The organism is Streptomyces sp. WAC07094 (genome assembly GCF_036320405.1).
GTDB lineage: Bacteria > Actinomycetota > Actinomycetes > Streptomycetales > Streptomycetaceae > Streptomyces > Streptomyces lannensis.
On record NZ_JAVMJZ010000001.1, the window covers coordinates 7,651,121 to 7,667,443 of the forward strand.

The window sequence follows — 16,323 nt, forward strand, 5'->3', positions numbered from 1 at the left end:
CACCCGCGCTGCAGCGGTTGTTCGAGGCTGTGGAATGAGCCAGGCCCGAGCTGAACTCGGGCACCGGCCTGTCGAGTTCAAGGTCGTCAAAAGGTCGATATCGACCGGTCGCCGGCGCTCGCGCAGCGGTTCCAAGTCGTGGCGGTGCCGACCCTGGCCCTGCTCGATACGGGAGTGGGGATGTCCGGCCGGGCGTCCTCGCCCCGGAGCTGAGCCGCTGAGTGGAGGAGACCATCGCGGGCGCCGCGGCCGAGCGGTCCCGCCCACGGAAGGAGCACCCTCATGGTCACGATTCCCGACCCACACCTGGCGATGGTGCGCCCAGTGACTCCTCGTACCCCGGAGGGCTGCGAGGAGTGCCTGATGGAGCATTCCCCTTGGGTGCACCTGCGGCTCTGCCTCACCTGCGGCCACGTCGGCTGCTGCGACTCCTCGCCCCTCAAGCACGCCAGGCGGCACGCGGACAGCGCCGGTCACCCGGTTGTGCAGTCCTTCCAGCCGGGAGAGGACTGGCGCTGGTGCTACGTTCACGAGGCCATGGTCTGATGAGCACGGCCGAGCACAAACATGGTGAGGTCCGCGAGACACCGGACCGGCACGGGGCTTTCCCGCGCTTGGCGCCGGAGCAACTGGAGGACCTGACTGCGCACGGTGAGCGCCGCAGGACCGCCGAGGGCGAGGTGCTGTACCGCGAGGGCGAGCCGTTCCGGGAGTTCCTCGCGATCCTCAGCGGGAGCGTCGAGATCCTCGAAGACCACGGGGGGCCCGAGGAGCGCACGGTGGCGGTGCACGGACCCGGCAGGTTCCTGGGTGAACTCGGGCTGCTGGAGGGTCAGGCGGCGTTCGATACCGCCGTGGTGCGCGAGGCGGGCGAGATCCTGGCCGTACCGGTGGAGCGGCAACGTGCCCTGGTCGGCCGAGATCCCGTCCTCGGCGACCTGATCCTCCGCGCTTACCTGGGCCGCCGGTATCTGCTTATTGGCCTCGGTGTCGGCTTTCGGATTCTGGGGTCGTGTTATTCACCGGACACGCTGCGGCTGCGTGAGTTCGCCGCCCGCAACCGGCTGCCCCACCGTTGGGTGGATCTGGAGAAGGACAAGGAGGCGGAAGCGCTGCTGCGTCGGTTCTCCATCCGTCCTGAGGAGACTCCGGTGGTCATCTGGAAGGGCGAGCGGGTGTTGCGCAATCCGAGCAACGCCGATCTCGCCAGGCTCATCGGGCTGCCCGCCCCCTCGCCGGAGACCGGGCAGTGCGACGTGGTGGTGGTCGGTGCGGGCCCCGCGGGACTGGCCGCCGCCGTGTACGGTGCCTCCGACGGCCTCACCACGGTGACCGTCGACGCTGTGGCCACTGGAGGCCAGGCCGGTACTACGTCTCGCATCGAGAACTACCTCGGCTTCCCGTCGGGCATTTCCGGTGGCGAGCTCATCGAACGCGCGGTCCTCCAGGCCCGCAAGTTCGGTGCCCGAATCATGGTGCCGGCCCAGGTCAACGGGCTCACCCCGCAGGACGATGAGTACGTCGTCACCTTCACGGACGGCTCTCGGACCCGGGCGAGCGCCGTGGTTCTCGCCTCAGGAGTGCGGTACCGCAGGCTCGAGATACCCGGCATGGACCGCCTGGAGGGCATCAGCGTCTACTACGCGGCGACCGTCCACGAGGCCAGTCTCTGCCAGGCGGATCCAGTCGCCGTGGTCGGCGGCGGAAACTCCGCCGGGCAGGCGGCGCTGTTCCTCGCGAACCATGCGTCCAAAGTCCACCTCCTCGTCCGGGGCGGCAACCTCAACGCGGACATGTCGCGCTACCTGGTCGACCAGGTGGAGCGGCACCCGAAGATCGAGGTACGGCTCCACACCGAAGTCCGGGGCCTCTCCGGGGAGGAGAAACTGGAGACGCTTACGGTCGAGGACAACGCCAGCCGTGAGCGCGGGGAGTTGCGGGCCGCTGCGCTGTTCGTGTTCATCGGGGCCCGGCCGCGCACGGAATGGCTCAGGGGCGTGCTTGCCCTGGACGAGAAGGGCTTCGTCCTCACCGGCGCCGACGCCCAGGGCGTGGCCGACGCGACCCGGTGGGCCGCACTCGGACGTGGTCCGTTGCTGCTGGAGACCACGCTTCCCGGAGTCTTCGCCGCCGGCGACGTCAGGAGCGGCTCGGTCAAGCGGGTGGCCTCAGCGACCGGTGAGGGTGCCATGGCGATCCGCCTCGTGCACGAGCACCGGGAAAAGGCGGGCAACCTGGTCCGCACCACAGGCCCCGACGGGGGTTGGCCGGTGGCGGGTCGGCCCGTGTCCCGGCGCTCACCCTCCCTGTGACGGACCCCGTAGGCGGCCCGGACCACCCACTGCCGTCCCACCTGCGCCCATAGCGCGGCCGCCGGTTCCCATGGACGTGATGAACCGGGCGGAGGCAGAGGTGATAACCGGCATCGGGCTGGTGCCCGACGACCGGGCGCAACGATTCCGGTGCGACCAGGAACACCCGGTGATATGGACGAGCACGAACAGCGTGGCGTACAGGCAGCCGATGGCCAGCCAGCCGTCGCGGAGCGGCACCACGTCAAGGTGACACGCAAGATGTCGCTGTTGATGGGCCGAACGCCGCGGGGTGACCACGTCGGCGAGCGCGTTCGCGGCGGCGCACGGGACCGTGGCCCGGTGGTGGGAGCAGGCGTCCTGTACGAAGAGGACGAGGAGATCATGCCGTACCGCCTGTGCCTGCTGGCGGGGGCCAGCGTGTCACGCGGCGTCGTCCTTACCTCGCGGGCATCCTGTGGGCACTTGCGATCGCGGGGGCAGCCGACGAGAAGGAGTCATGCGGGTGTCGTCTCAGGGCGTTACGGTCGTGGCTCTCCTGGCGGATCCGGACGCGCCGACCGAGATCGCGCAGCGCATGGCCCAGACACTTCCTACTCGGCTCGCTGACAAGTCAGGCCAGGGGCGACGGTTCGACGTCGAGGTGATCAGTGAGCCATTCACCGCAGGAACCGAGGACCCGCCCACCCTGATGCGCCGGATCATGGACCGCGGAAGAGCGGAGAACTGGGACATCGTCGTGGCCCTCACCGATCTTCCGCTGCACTCACACGGGCGCAAGCTCGTTGTGGATCTGAGTCACGAACACGGCTTGGCGCTGCTGTCTCTTCCTCCGCTGGGGGGCTTGCGTCTGCAGACGAGGGCCCGGCGGGCGGTGGAGGAAGCCGTGCTTGGCTTGGCGGGCCCGCGGGCCACTGGGGCTGAAGGACCTCCGCAGAGTCAGCCGCTTCTGAGGCCCTTCGCCAGTCGTCTCGCGCCTATTCACCCGGGCCCGGTCGGTGAGGAGGAGACCGCTGATTTTCGGTACGTCGTCAGCGGGCCGCGCGGTTACCTGAGGGTGCTCTTCGGTATGGTCCGCGCCAACCGGCCGTGGCGATTGGTACCGGGCTTGTCGAAAGCCCTGGCAGCCGCACTCGCCACGGGAGCGGTCGCCACCGTGAACTCCACCATCTGGAGCCTGGCCGAGACCCTGAGCATGCCACGCCTCGTGATCGCCACGGTCGGCTCTATCGGGCTCATGATCGGCTGGCTGATCGTAGACGCGCAGCTATGGCATCGACCAACAGAGGTCTCGCGGGAGGCGAGGAAGAGGGCGGGGCTCTACAACGCCTCGACCGTACTGACCGTGGGCCTCGGGGTGCTTGTCTGCTACGGCGGTTTGATCGTTATCAACTTGGTGTGGGCTCTGTTCATCATCAACGGCCGAGTGTTCGCTTCTGTGACACGAACCCCGCTGCACGCCACGGAATACTTGACGTTGTCATGGTTCGTCGCTTCGGTCGCCACCGTGGGCGGCGCGCTGGGATCCGGTTTGGAGAGCGATGAGGCGATCCGGGCAGCTGCCTACTCCAAACGCGAACAGGAACGTCGCCACATGCTCCAGAACGGTCACAGTGACCAGCTGTGACCTGGGCAGGTTGGGCGGTGGTCGTCCGGGTCCGAAGATTCCGGGTCGGTCGGTGCGTGGCCGTTTCGCGTCGGGAGTCGAGGGGGACCCGGAAGGCACGCCGCCGCAGCGCCGAAGCCTCGCCTGGCAGGCCGGCGGCGGCACCACCGTTCCACCTGAACCGGGTGAACGGCCCACAGAGGCATGGCGGAGCCATGGACCCCGTCGCACCAACTTTCGGGAGTCTGGCTCTTTACGCCGTCCCCATCACCGCCGTGCTGCGCTCATGCCGCGGCAACGAAGGAAGCCATCATGAAAGCAGCGGTATACGAAGGCCCGCGAACGGTCACGGTGAAGGACGTACCGGACGCGAAGATCGAACACCCCTGCGACATCATCGTCAAGATCACCACCACCAACATCTGCGGTTCGGACCTGCACATGTACGAGGGCCGCACGTCGTTCGAGTCTGGCCGCACCCTGGGACACGAGAACATGGGCCAGGTCGTCGAGGTCGGCTCGGCCGTCCGCAAGGTCCAGGTCGGCCAGTATGTGGTCCTGCCCTTCAACATCGCCTGCGGCTTCTGCAAGCAGTGTGAGCGGGGTCTGACCAACTACTGCCTGACCATGCAGCCGGAACCGGCCCTCGCTGGAGCCGCCTACGGATTCGCCGACATGGGCCCGTACCAGGGCGGCCAGGCGGAACTGCTGCGCGTGCCCTACGGCGACTTCAACGCGCTGCGCCTGGGTGAGGACGCCGCCGAGCGGCAGACCGACTATGTGATGCTCGCCGACATCTTCCCCACCGGCTATCACGCCACCGAGATGGCCCACGTCAAACCGGGTGACCAGACGATCGTCTTCGGGGCCGGTCCCGTTGGGCTGATGGCGACCTACTCCGCCCTCCTCAAGGGCGCCGGCCGCGTCTGGGTGGCCGACCACCAGCCCGACCGGCTGCGCAAGGCGGAGGAGATCGGGGCCATCCCGATCAACACCGCCGAGCAGAACCCGGCGGAGGTCGTCAAGGAGGCCACCATCGGTCTGGGCGCCGACAATGGCTGTGAGTGCGTCGGCTACCAGGCACACGACCCCGAGGGACACGAGGACGCCAGCCTCACGCTCAACGGACTGATCGACTCGGTCAGGTTCACGGGCGACATCGGCGTGGTGGGCGTGTTCCTGCCCGAGGACCCCGGCGGCGCCGAGGCCCAGGGGGAGCTGGAGGCGCAGGGCAAGGTCCCGATCGACTTCGGCTTGATGTGGTTCAAGGGCCAGCACATGGGCACCGGGCAGGCGCCGGTGAAGAAGTACAACCGCGCGCTGCGGGATCTGATCGCCGGCGGGAAGGCAAAGCCGAGCTTCATCGTCTCCCACGAACTGAGCCTGGACGAGGCCCCCATCGCCTACGAGCACTTCGACGCCCGTGACGAGGGCTGGACCAAGGTGGTCCTGCATCCCAACGGACACGGCAACGGCCAGAAACGGTAAGGGACCCGAGGGCCGCCGTCCGCCTGCTCCCCCTCCGGACCGGTCCGGCAGACGGGCGGCGATCGCCGCGGCACCGGCCGAGGCAGACAGGCGGCGATCGCCCGGACCCGGTCGGACCTGAACCAGCGCACACGATCGTGGAGTCAACGGAGACGGCCAAGTTGAGGCCCTCGTTGGCGCAGGCCCGGGCCAAACGCCCGTAGTAGAGCCTTGCAAGTTGCCGGATTTCTCGGGCAGGTGCACCCCCGTATCGGTCGGTGGAAGACGCGCCTCAGGCTGAGCAAGGGCAGCGGCAGCGCGATGTGCTCCGGCGCGTGATCATGGCGCTGACGGGACGGGTGTTGTCCGGGCAGGGCAGCTCCGACGCCGGGACTGAACAGGCGAAGCTAGGGGTGTGGTCACCCTGTACGCGCGGATGCCGGTTTGTGAGTGCACGTCGGCCCTGGGCCACACGCACGCCGGGCACAGCGCAGCCAAGGAGGCGGCGCGGCCAACGCGACCCGGCAGGGGGTCCCGGCTAGGCTCACACCCGTGACGTGGCTGCGGGCCTTCGCGGAGGTCGCGCGATCCGGGCTCACGATCGAGGAGACGCGGCTGGAGCCCTTGCTCGCGCTGCGCACGGCCGCCGGAGTGGCGATCGTCATCGGGCCGGCGCTGTGGCTGGTCTCCCCTGCATACGCCGCGTCCGCTGCCCTCGGTGCCTACTCCGCTGGTGGGGCCACCTTCCAACGCACCTGGCGTCCACGCAAGGTGATCGCGCTCGGCGCGGGGGCGGGTCTGGCGCTCAGCACCCTCGTGGGCTACCTCGCGGCAGGGCGACTCGTGACGTTCCTCCCTCTGCTGGCCGTATGGGCCTTCCTCGCGGGCATGGCGTGGGCCGTGGGATCGACCGCCGGGATCGTCGCAGCGACGACGGTCGGCAGCATGCTTGTGACCATCACTCTGCCCACGAGCGGCGGCGGAGCCCTGGAGCATGCCGGGGTCATCGCGCTCGGAGGCGTGGCGCAGGCCCTGCTGATCTTGCTGTTCCCGATCCGCCGTTGGGGGGCACATCGTGACGCGCTCGCTGACGCCCTGGGCGCTGTGGCGGATTACGCCCGCCGGCTGCGGCACGACCCGACCGCCCCGTTCGACCCGGAGCCGTTGATGACAGCCCGGGACGCGGCCGCCGTGACGCCGTCGCAAGCCCGCACCCGTCCCCCCGTCCTCCACGGCCCCCGGGGCCTCGCCGAGCGCATTCGGCCGGTCGTCGCCGCGCTCGCCGACCCGGACGTCGGCGCCCCGGCGGAGGGACCCGGACGGGACCGCGCGCGGGAGCTGCTCAAAGCGGCCGCCGACGTCCTGGACGCGGCCGCCCGTTCGATTCGCCGCGGCACCCCCGCCAGCGTGCCGCCCGAAAGCGCGGACGTTCTGCGCGTGGACGGGGAGCACGAAGTACTGGAGGGGCCCGCCCGGCAGGCCGCCGAGCGGCTCGTGGAACTGCTCTGCGAGGCGATGGAGGTCGCCAGGAGCGGCGGTGCCTCCCGGAAGACGCCCCCGCCGCCCGGTCCCGCGACCGCCCAGTTCCTTATGCGCCCGACAATGTTCCGTCTACTCCCAGTCGTCGTCCGGGCGGTGCGACGTGAGCTCCGCCGGGACTCACCCGTGTTCCGGCACGCCGTCCGCCTCGCGGCGGTGGCCACGCTCGGCTATGTGATCGCCGCCCGGCTACCCCTGGGCCACGGCTACTGGGCGCCCATCGCCTCGGTGATGGTGATGCGACCGGACTTCCACCGGACCTACGCGCGTGCGGTGGCCCGTTTCGCCGGGACCCTGGCGGGGGTCGCCCTCGCCACCGGGATCGTGCGGGCCCTGGGCCCGGACGCCCATGTGTTCGGGGCGCTAGCGGTGGTCTCGGCGGGCCTGTCGTACACGCTGGTCCGTACCGGCTACGCCTACTCCCAGTGCTTCACCGCCGCGTACGTCGTCTTCCTGCTCGGCATGGGCGGCCAGGCGTGGGAGCAGACGGTCCCAGAGCGAATGATTCTCACCCTTCTCGGCGGGGCCTTGGCGATGCTGGCGTACGTGGTGTTTCCCGCATGGGAGACGCCGCGGCTGCCGAGCCGACTTGCGGACTGGCTCGCCGCCAACGGCCGCTACGCGGCCGCGGTGCTCCGCAGCTATGCCGAGCCGTCCCGCGAGCATCGTGCCGACATACGCAAGGCCCTGCTGGCGAGCAGGGAGGCACGTGCCGCCTGGCAGGAAGCCTTCGACCGCGCAAGGCAGGAACCGGTCCGCCCCAGGGGCCTGACGTCGCGCGAGGCGGAGGAGGCGCAGGAGGCGCTCAAGCGGTTCGGCCGGGCGGCGATGCTCATGGAGAGCCATGTCCCGCGAGCCGACAGCCATTTCGCCCCCAAGGCGGAGCGCTTTGCCGAGGCCCTGGAGGCGGACACCGCGCAGGCGGCAGCCGACGTACGCGAGCACAGGAATCCCGACTGGGGGCGCGTGGAGGAGGCACTCCACGCGTGGGAGGGCGCTGCCGCCGAGGACCGGAGCCCGGTGGTGCGGCGCGAGGCGGAACTGCAGAAGCAGGCCTTGGAGGACCTCGCGACGGCCGTGAGCCGCACACCCCTGGAACAGGACGTCGGCTCTGCTCGCGAGGAGCAACGGGTGCGGGCGGCCGTGGCGGCGGAAGGTCTGAAGGATCAAGACCCGCGCACCGGGGAAGGCGACGAAGTCGGCGACGGGGAGCGCCCCGCGTCCTTGAGCGGGAAGTAGTCTCCCGGCCGCGTGGAGCGCCGCCACACGTACACCGCCGTCGCCATCACGAGGATCAGTCCCGCCAGAATGAGCAGTTCGATCCCTTCGACGTTCCACCGGAAGGACTTCTCCGCCTCGGCCGTCACGATGAGCACCTTGCGGATGCCGGCAATCAAGCCGACGACGAGGAACGGCTCCGCGTCGAGGGTCTGGTTCCTGATGGTGAGGCGGACGGTGTGGAGCAGTTCGGCCACGATGAACAGCACAAGGCCGTTGTCCAGGGCGGAGAGAACGACTGTCTCCTCGCGGTACGGCCCCTGGATCGACCTGATGACGTCGCGGACGACCCCGACGCTCAGGAGCCCCGCGAGCAGTACGAGGAACGCCGCGACGACGAGGTGGATGCCGTCCTCGATGAGCTGCAGGAGGCCCTGTACCCGGCCGCCCTCGATCTTCGGGAGAATGGGTCGCACAGTCAGCATGCTAGGGGTGCCCCGGCCCGCAGGCACGGCGTGCTGCCGAACGGGTGGACCAGGGGACCCCTCTCTGCGACCGCGCAGGGGCCCGCCCGCCAGCACCGGTGGCACACGCCGACGAAGAGCGCGGCATGCGTACGCTGATGTCCTCGTTCAACGGCCAACTGCGGACCATTCAGGTCCGCGGGCCGCCGCCTCAGACGTCCCTGTCACCGAGAAGGCGACCCGTCCGACCCGGGGCACGTGGCGGCGCCATTCGCGGGGGTGGTGACCCCTGGCGGTCGCCGAGAGCGATGAGGTGGACGCCGAGGCGACCGTGGCCACCATCGAGGCCATGAAGATGGAGGCGGCAAACACTACGCCGAAGGAGGGCGGGTCTTGCGCCGCGCCATCAACCGCATCCACCAAGCGGAGGGCGGCGACCTGCCCGTCGAACTGGCCTGACAGACACCGGCGGGCCAGTCGCTCGACGTGAACGGCCAGCCCGCCGTCTCATACCGCCAGGTGGGTCCACCGCCCCCGCCGTGCATCGTCGCGCGCACCGGCACCTCAAGCTGAGCTCACCCCACCGCCAGCGCCTGTCTCGCTCAAACGTCCCTACCTATGGGATCCCAGAATGGGTGCCGGTCCCGATTGCGGTCGCTGCGAAACACGGGAGATCGTGGAAGCAAGGATGCCGTTCCGGCTCGCTGATCATTGAGAGGAGGAACTGTGGCGTATATCGATGACAGGCAGCTGAAGGATTTCGAAGAGCAGCCTGAGCAGGGGAACCCACGACTCACCCAGACCCTGGATCCTGGGCGCACACGCCGGCGGGGAGAGTACGGGCACGCACCCGTCTGGCGGGCCGTGGCCCCGCATCGGCGGCCAACGGGTGACCGTCCGCCTATTCGCGCACCCGCACCAGCCAAAAGAGGCACGCAATGGATCCATGGCTGATCTGGTTGATCGCTGCAGCTGCGCTGGCAATGGCGGAGATCTTCACGCTCACTGCTGCACTCGGAATGCTGGGTGCGGCCGCGTTGGTCACGGCGGGATTCGCTGCGGTCGGACTGCCGTTGCCTCTCCAATTCTTGGTGTTCACCGTCGTCGCCGTAGCTGGTGTGGTGTTCCTGCGTCCCATTGCGTTGCGACACCTGCTCCACCCCCAAGTGGAGCGGTTCGGCATAGACGCATTGGTCGGCAGGACTGCCTATGCCGTTTCGGAGGTGACGGGCCTGGGCGGCAGGGTCCGCATCGACGGCGAGGAATGGACAGCCCGCACCTACGACGAGACGCTGGTGATTCCTCCCGGAACGACCGTTGACGTCATCGAGATCAGCGGCACCACCGCACTCGTCTACCCCCGGGAGTGAAACGATGGATGCGCTCCTCATCGCCGGCGTGATCGTCGCGCTCATCGCGGTGTTCACCGTGATGCGGGCAGTCCGTATCGTGCCCCAGGCACGCGCTCGTAACGTCGAGCGACTCGGCCGCTACCAACGGACATTGAAACCCGGTCTCAACCTCGTCATCCCCTACATTGACCGCGTTCATCCGGTGATCGACCTACGGGAACAAGTCGTCTCCTTCAAGCCGCAACCGGTCATCACCGAGGACAATCTGGTCGTCGAGATCGACACCGTCCTTTATTTCCAGGTCACCGACCCACGAGCGGCCTTCTACGAGATCGCCAATTTCCTCCAGGCGGTCGAGCAGTTGACCGTCACCACCTTGCGGAACGTCGTGGGGTCCATGGACCTGGAAAAGACCCTCACCTCCCGCGACGCCATCAACAGCCAACTCCGGGGCGTGCTGGACGAGGCCACGGGTAAGTGGGGACTCAGGGTCAACCGGGTCGAGATCAAGGCCATCGACCCCCCGCAGTCCATCAAGGACGCGATGCAGAAGCAGATGCGGGCCGAGCGGGACAAGCGGGCCGCGATTCTCGGGGCCGAAGGTCAACGCCAGTCGCAGATTCTCACCGCTGAAGGCGACTAACAGGCTGCTGTCCTTCGCGCGGAGGGCAATCGTAGCGCTGCGATCCTCCAGGCCGAGGGTCAGTCCCGGGCCATCGACGAGGTGTTCCAGGCCGTGCACCGTAACGACCCCGATCCGAAGCTGCTCGCCTACCAGTACCTTCAGATGCTGCCGCAACTGGCGCAAGGCTCGGGCAGCACCTTCTGGATGATCCCCAGCGAGGTCACCTCCGCACTCCAGGGCGTATCCCGCGCCTTCAGCGAGGTGCTTCCCCTGTCACCGGCCACCCGCGAGAAGTCTTCGGACGACATGGCTTCGAAAGCCGCCAACGACGCGGCGCAGGCCGCTGAAGCCGCGGCCGAGGCCGTCGCCGACGCAGCCAAGGCCGACAGCGTCGACGTCACCGATCCCTCCCGGCACCGACAGACTGAGCACTACCGCTAAGTCCAGTCAAGCAGGATTGACTCATCGGCGCCTCCGTCAGCCCTGGGCGGAAGCGCCGTTCGGCTGTCGACGCCCCTGCACACCACGGACGGGGCCTCGCCACGTCAGCCGACGTACTCGACGTCGATACCCTTCAGGTAGGCGGCGAACGCCACCCACGACCGTGCCCCGAACCACAGTGCCGCATCCCAGCCGCCTTGGCCGTGGCCACATATCGGGCCAGAAACCAGCACCGCGGTGCACGGGCATCAGGGCCAGTCGTATCGCGGGCCGGACCACCATCCCGCGAGGTCTTTTAGTCTCGATGGAAACGCCACCGGCCCTCAGTTACGACATCGACCTCGTCGTCGTGGACGCGGACGGCCGTCTCGTCGTCGATGAAGTAGACCGGGAAGCCGGCCCGCTCGACGATCCGATCGGCCCAGGCGTCGTTCCGCTCCGGGAAGTGCGGTGAGTACAGGTGGGGTTTGAGATACCAGTCGAAGAGTCCGAACGGCGGCCGCACCGTCGTTGCGCCGAGCGCGTGCAGGTCTGCGGTGTCGCCGATGACATCGGCCGAGTGTTCGCTGAGATGCTGGCTGAAGATCATCGATCCGGCGCTCACGCCGACGTAGACCCGGTCCTGCAACACATCGAGGAACGCGTCGGCCAGGCCGTTGCCGGTGATGCTGCGTGCGAGGTGGTAGGGGTTGCCACCATGGACGTAAATGACGTCTGCGTGCGAGAGCCGGTCCACGACCATTCCCCGGGGCAGACCGTTGAGTTCCAGGAGGTCGAGTTCCCGCCAGCCAAGGCTGTGCAAGTGGCTGAGATCTTCCACGAACCATCCGTGATCGCCTGGCTCGGCGACGGACGCGGTGGGGATGCAGACAAGCTTCGCCGACGTGAACGGCTTTCCCAGCATGTCCCGGAGCGCGATGCGCTGCGTCTCGTTGCGCAGACCGCTCGCCGTCAGCAGAAACTTCATCGGCCGAGTCAATCACTGGCAGCGCGTGCGATCAACACGCCGGGAACCGTCCCGCACTCAAGGGTTTCTGGGGGCGGCTTCGAGGGCTGACCCTAGCCGTTCGAAGGGCGGATCGCCCAGGTGACCTCGAGTGCGAGGATGTCCGCAATGAGGTTCAGCGGCTCCGGCTCGTCGTCCGACGCGAGAGGGAGATCGTTGTCCTCACTGGTGACGATCAGGCAGTGTTGGTAGTCCCCTGCATGGGTGCTCGACCAACTGAGGGCCGTCATACGCGCCGATGGTGCTGAGGGCCACGTCGGCACCGGAACCGGAGATGGTGGGTCAGGCCTTGGCTCGCATGTGCTTCTGTGCCCATACCTCGAAGCTGGTGAGGGGGATTCCGAGGTCCCTGGCGTACTGCGGGCGGCCCGGCTGGGCGGCCACGTTGAGCCACTCGTGGGTAGCGCCCATGGCTGGCATACCGGCGGTGAGAGCCTCCTCCTCAGTCATGTTCGGTGCGGTCAGTGGCATGTCCAGGGCGCGGGAGAGCGTCTCGGCGATGTCCGTCATCGACAGGTAGTCGCCGGCCAGTTCCAGCTCGATTCCGTCGAATCGCTCCGGCGCGGCGATGGCGGCGGCCGCTGCCTTGCCGATGTCATCCACCGCGATCAGGGACAGGTGGGTCCCGGGGTTCAGGACGCTGACGAGGCCGCCCTTGATGCCGCGCGGGAAGAGGAACGCCATGGACGGGAGGAAGTTCTCCATGAAGAAGCCCGGCTTGAGGAGCGTCCAGTGGGGGAAGCCGGCCGCGCGGAGCCGGTCTTGGATGGCGGTTTTGGCGCCCAGGGTGGGTTCCATCGAAGCCCAGCGGCCTTCGGCCCACCCGGGGGTTTCGGTGTGTTCACCCGCTCCGGTGACCGACGTGTGCACGAACTGCGGCACCCCGGCGGCCATGGCGCCCTCGATGAGGTTGACGCCCTGGGCCACCTCGCCGTCGAAATCGAAGCCTTCCGCGGTCACAGCGGGCATTTGCACGGAGAAGACGGCGCGAGCACCCTCGGCGGCGCGTATCACCGAATCGCGGTCGTGAAGATCGCCGGTGGCCAGTTCGACGCCGAGCGCTTCGACGGCCTTGGCCTGGTTGGTACCGGGGTCGCGCACCAGGGCGCGGACGGGAACGCCCGCTGCCCGCAGCGCGCGGGTGGTGGCCCCACCCTGTCGGCCGGTGGCGCCGGTGACCAGGACAGGCGCGGAATCTGCGGACATGGTGCTCCTCGGATACTCGACACAAAAACGGCGGGGTCCGCCGTTTTCGTGTCGGCTAGAATATGGCGGGCCCCGCCGCTTATCAATCCCTGGAGGTAACGCCATGCCCGAGGGGTTGCGCGCTGACGCCCGGCGCAACTACGCGCGCATCCTCGCCGTGGCCGAGGAGGAGGTCGCCGCCCATGGAGCCGGCGCCTCACTGGAACAGATCGCCCGCACCGCGGGAGTCGGCTCAGCGACCGTGCGCCGGCACTTCCCCACCCGCCAGGCACTGCTGGAGGCGGTCTCCCGGAAGCGGATCGAAGCCCTGTGTAATCGCGCCCGCGACCTGGCCGGCAGCGGCGACAGCCGCGACGCGATGCTGGAATGGCTGAGTGACGTCGTCGCCTACTGCGTCTCCGCCCGGGGACTGGCGGCCGCGCTGTCCTATGACGGCAACAGGGCGGACCCGGCGCACGAGAACGTCTGCTCGGCGGCGCTGGAAGAAGCGGGAGACCCTCTGCTGCGGCGCGCCGTGGAGGATGGCGCGGTGGCGAAAGGCGTCACTGTGGCAGACCTGATCACGTTGATCGTCGGCATTGTCCTGGCCACGGAGTCCTACCCCGACCCCGCCGGCCGGGCGGACCGGTTGTTCCGGCTCGCCGTGGCGGGATTGAGCCCGCAGAGCTGAACAAGGCGTAGAGACTGCAAAGCCGAGAACGGGCCTGCGCCTTTCGTGGCACGCTCATCACCGCGACTCGTTCGCAGCGTCCGCCGGCCACGACCCGTCGGGCGGGGTCTTGCCCAATGCTGTGAGTTGGTTGGTGATGTCGGCGCGTCACCCGATCGCTGTGCACGTGATGTTGACGTGGGTGGTCCGGCGTAGCGTTTCGGTTTCGATGTTGAGCCAGTGCCGCGTGAGGGTGACTTCGGTGCCGGCGGGGATCGCTGCTCCGGCCCTTGCGTGCGGTCCGTTGATGCATCAGAGGCAGCTCGCACAGCTGCGCGCCGACAGATCATGGACACATGGGTGTAACCTACACAAGATATGGTTGCTTAGGTATACTACCTAATTCGCTTCGTTACCGCCCCGTACGCGAGCGGCGGACGATTCGGAGGAACGGACAAGCCGTGTCCCTACCTGACCAGGCACCTGTAGCTGCCTCCCCGCCGCTCGAGCGGGGCAGTCACTACAAGTGGATCGCGCTGTCTAACACCACGCTCGGCGTGCTGATGGTGATGATCAACCAGTCCATCGTGCTGATCGCCCTTCCGGACATCTTCCGGGGCATCCACCTCAACCCGCTGGACCCCTCCAACACCAGCTATCTGCTGTGGATGCTCATGGGCTTCATGGTGGTCACAGCGGTGCTGGTGGTGACCTTCGGCCGGCTGGGCGACATGTTCGGCAGGGTGCGCATGTACAACATGGGCTTCGCCGTCTTCACCCTGTGCTCGATCCTGCTCTCCGTTACCTGGCTGCACGGCAGTGCCGGGGCTCTGTGGCTGATCGGCTGGCGCATCGTCCAGGGGATCGGAGGGGCGCTGCTCTTCGCCAACTCCACGGCCATCCTCACCGACGCCTTCCCGGTCGAGCAGCGCGGTACCGCACTGGGCATCAACTCCTTGGCTGCGATCGCTGGTTCGTTCCTCGGGTTGGTCCTCGGTGGCGTACTGGCCCCGATCGACTGGAAGATGATCTTCCTGGTGTCGGTGCCCTTCGGCGTCTTCGGCACCGTCTGGGCGTACCTCAAGCTGCGCGACACCGGGGTGCGGCAGCGGGCCCGGATGGACTGGTGGGGCAATGTCACCTTCGCCGTCGGCCTCATCTCCATCCTCGTCGGCATCACGTACGGCATCCAGCCGTACGGCTCCAGCACCATGGGCTGGGGAAACCCGTGGGTGCTCACCGCGCTGATCGGGGGCGCCGTGGTGCTCGCCGTCTTCGTGCGCATCGAGACGGTCGTCGCCGATCCACTCTTCCGTCTCTCGCTCTTCCGGCTACGCGCCTTCACCGCGGGCAATATCGCCAGCCTGCTGACCGCGCTCGGTCGAGGCGGCCTGCAGTTCATGCTGATCATCTGGCTGCAGGGCATCTGGCTGCCGCTGCACGGCTACAGCTTCGAACGGACACCGCTGTGGGCGGGCATCTACATGATCCCGCTGACCATCGGGTTCCTGTTCTCCGCGCCGGCCTCGGGCTGGCTCTCCGACCGTTTCGGTGCCCGCATCTTCACCGTCGTCGGCACCCTCGTCACCGCGGGCAGCTTCCTGGCGCTGATGACCCTGCCCACCGACTTCAACTACTGGCTCTTCGCCCTCCTCCTGCTCGTCAACGGCCTGGGGTCGGGTCTGTTCGCCTCCCCCAACCGAGCGGAGATCATGAACTCGGTGCCCGCCGAATCCCGGGGCGCGGGTGCCGGAATGACCGCGACCTTCCAGAACTCCGCGATGGTGCTCTCCATCGGCATCTTCTTCAGCCTGATGATCGCGGGCCTCTCCCACACCCTGCCGGGGGCCATGCACGACGGGCTGGTGCAGCAGGGCGTGCCGGAGGGACAGGCGCAGCAGATCTCCCATCTGCCGCCGATCGGGGTGCTCTTCGCGGCCTTCCTCGGCTACAACCCGTTCCAGCAGTTGCTCGGCGGCCACCTCGCCGGCCTTCCGGACGGCGGCGCCACCCTCACCAGCAAGGAGTTCTTCCCTCACCTCATCTCCGCGCCCTTCCACCGGGGCCTTGTGGTGGCCTTCTGGTTCGCGGTGGTCGCCTGCCTCATCGCCGCCATCTCGTCATTGCTGACCGAACGGGTCGACCGAAGGCGCCGGGTGGAGGCCCCCGAGTCACTCGGTGCCGAATTGGCGGCCGTGTCCGGCGAGGCCGGTCTCGCCCCAAGCGAGCTGGTGGTGCCGAGCGAGGACACCCCGGCGACCGGTGCGGTCGAGGCCCCGGGAAGCGGGACGCCGACGGGTCGGCAGCCACGCTGAGACGCGGTCCGGGACGGTGAGGTCTCCTCAGCGGTGATCACCTGCGGGTCCCGTCCCGACCCACTCGTTGCCGGTGGGTCCACTCTCACCGGTTCACGACGGGGGTGAACGGTATGCCTGTGC

11 protein-coding genes and 3 pseudogenes are annotated in these 16,323 nt (G+C 68.3%); 10 read left to right on the forward strand and 4 right to left on the reverse strand.

Translation table 11 applies throughout. The features are described from left to right. Window positions 1–282 precede the first annotated feature (282 nt). The 5 genes and pseudogenes from RCR19_RS34200 to RCR19_RS34220 all read left to right on the forward strand — a co-directional run. Window positions 283–546, forward strand: a complete 264-nt coding sequence (locus RCR19_RS34200) for a UBP-type zinc finger domain-containing protein (protein WP_331268629.1) — start codon at window positions 283–285, stop codon at window positions 544–546. Then, on the forward strand, window positions 546–2,312 hold the full coding sequence (locus tag RCR19_RS34205; RefSeq protein WP_331268630.1) for an FAD-dependent oxidoreductase: 1,767 nt from the start codon (window positions 546–548) through the stop codon (window positions 2,310–2,312). Before RCR19_RS34200 ends, RCR19_RS34205 begins: the two co-directional genes overlap by 1 nt. Window positions 2,313–2,811: 499 nt before the next feature. Next, complete coding sequence (locus RCR19_RS34210; RefSeq protein WP_331268631.1) at window positions 2,812–3,939, forward strand: hypothetical protein; 1,128 nt, start codon at window positions 2,812–2,814, stop codon at window positions 3,937–3,939. Between the two features lie 291 nt (window positions 3,940–4,230). Next, the gene (locus RCR19_RS34215; protein ID WP_331268632.1) at window positions 4,231–5,406 is read left to right on the forward strand and encodes a glutathione-independent formaldehyde dehydrogenase; all 1,176 of its coding nucleotides are present in this window, start codon (window positions 4,231–4,233) and stop codon (window positions 5,404–5,406) included. A 531-nt stretch (window positions 5,407–5,937) separates the two neighbouring features. Next, window positions 5,938–8,111, forward strand: a pseudogene (locus tag RCR19_RS34220) (FUSC family protein); the annotation flags it as partial. On the opposite strand, the gene RCR19_RS34225 reads toward RCR19_RS34220, so the two are convergent. Then, window positions 8,091–8,627, reverse strand: a complete 537-nt coding sequence (locus RCR19_RS34225; protein ID WP_331269635.1) for a phosphate-starvation-inducible PsiE family protein — start codon at window positions 8,625–8,627, stop codon at window positions 8,091–8,093. The pseudogene RCR19_RS34220 and the gene RCR19_RS34225 overlap by 21 nt on opposite strands. Before the next feature lie 107 nt (window positions 8,628–8,734). On the opposite strand from RCR19_RS34225, the pseudogene RCR19_RS34230 reads away from it, so the two are divergent. The 3 genes and pseudogenes from RCR19_RS34230 to RCR19_RS34240 all read left to right on the forward strand — a co-directional run. Further along, a pseudogene (locus tag RCR19_RS34230) lies at window positions 8,735–9,065 on the forward strand (biotin/lipoyl-containing protein); the annotation flags it as partial. Window positions 9,066–9,544: 479 nt separating this feature from the next. Then, window positions 9,545–9,976 carry an NfeD family protein gene (locus RCR19_RS34235; RefSeq protein WP_331268633.1) on the forward strand — a complete coding sequence of 144 codons (432 nt, stop codon included), beginning with the start codon at window positions 9,545–9,547 and terminating at the stop codon, window positions 9,974–9,976. 4 nt (window positions 9,977–9,980) lie between these two features. Then, window positions 9,981–11,024, forward strand: a pseudogene (locus tag RCR19_RS34240) (SPFH domain-containing protein). Window positions 11,025–11,319: 295 nt separating this feature from the next. On the opposite strand, the gene RCR19_RS34245 reads toward RCR19_RS34240, so the two are convergent. The 3 genes from RCR19_RS34245 to RCR19_RS34255 form a co-directional block, all read right to left on the reverse strand. Continuing rightward, entirely contained in the window at window positions 11,320–11,991 is a 672-nt protein-coding gene (locus tag RCR19_RS34245) for a Type 1 glutamine amidotransferase-like domain-containing protein (protein ID WP_331268634.1), read from the reverse strand. Between the two features lie 92 nt (window positions 11,992–12,083). Continuing rightward, window positions 12,084–12,260, reverse strand: a complete 177-nt coding sequence (locus RCR19_RS34250; protein WP_331268635.1) for a hypothetical protein — start codon at window positions 12,258–12,260, stop codon at window positions 12,084–12,086. Window positions 12,261–12,312: 52 nt separating this feature from the next. Then, window positions 12,313–13,236 (reverse strand): NmrA family NAD(P)-binding protein, encoded by a 924-nt coding sequence (locus RCR19_RS34255; protein WP_331268636.1) that lies wholly within the window; start codon window positions 13,234–13,236, stop codon window positions 12,313–12,315. Window positions 13,237–13,339: 103 nt separating this feature from the next. Between RCR19_RS34255 and RCR19_RS34260 the strand changes: the two genes are divergently transcribed. Beyond that, a complete protein-coding gene (locus tag RCR19_RS34260; protein ID WP_331268637.1) occupies window positions 13,340–13,906 on the forward strand; it encodes a helix-turn-helix domain-containing protein in 567 nt (188 codons plus the stop codon). A 440-nt stretch (window positions 13,907–14,346) separates the two neighbouring features. Continuing rightward, entirely contained in the window at window positions 14,347–16,200 is a 1,854-nt protein-coding gene (locus RCR19_RS34265; protein WP_331268638.1) for an MFS transporter, read from the forward strand. Window positions 16,201–16,323 lie beyond the last annotated feature (123 nt).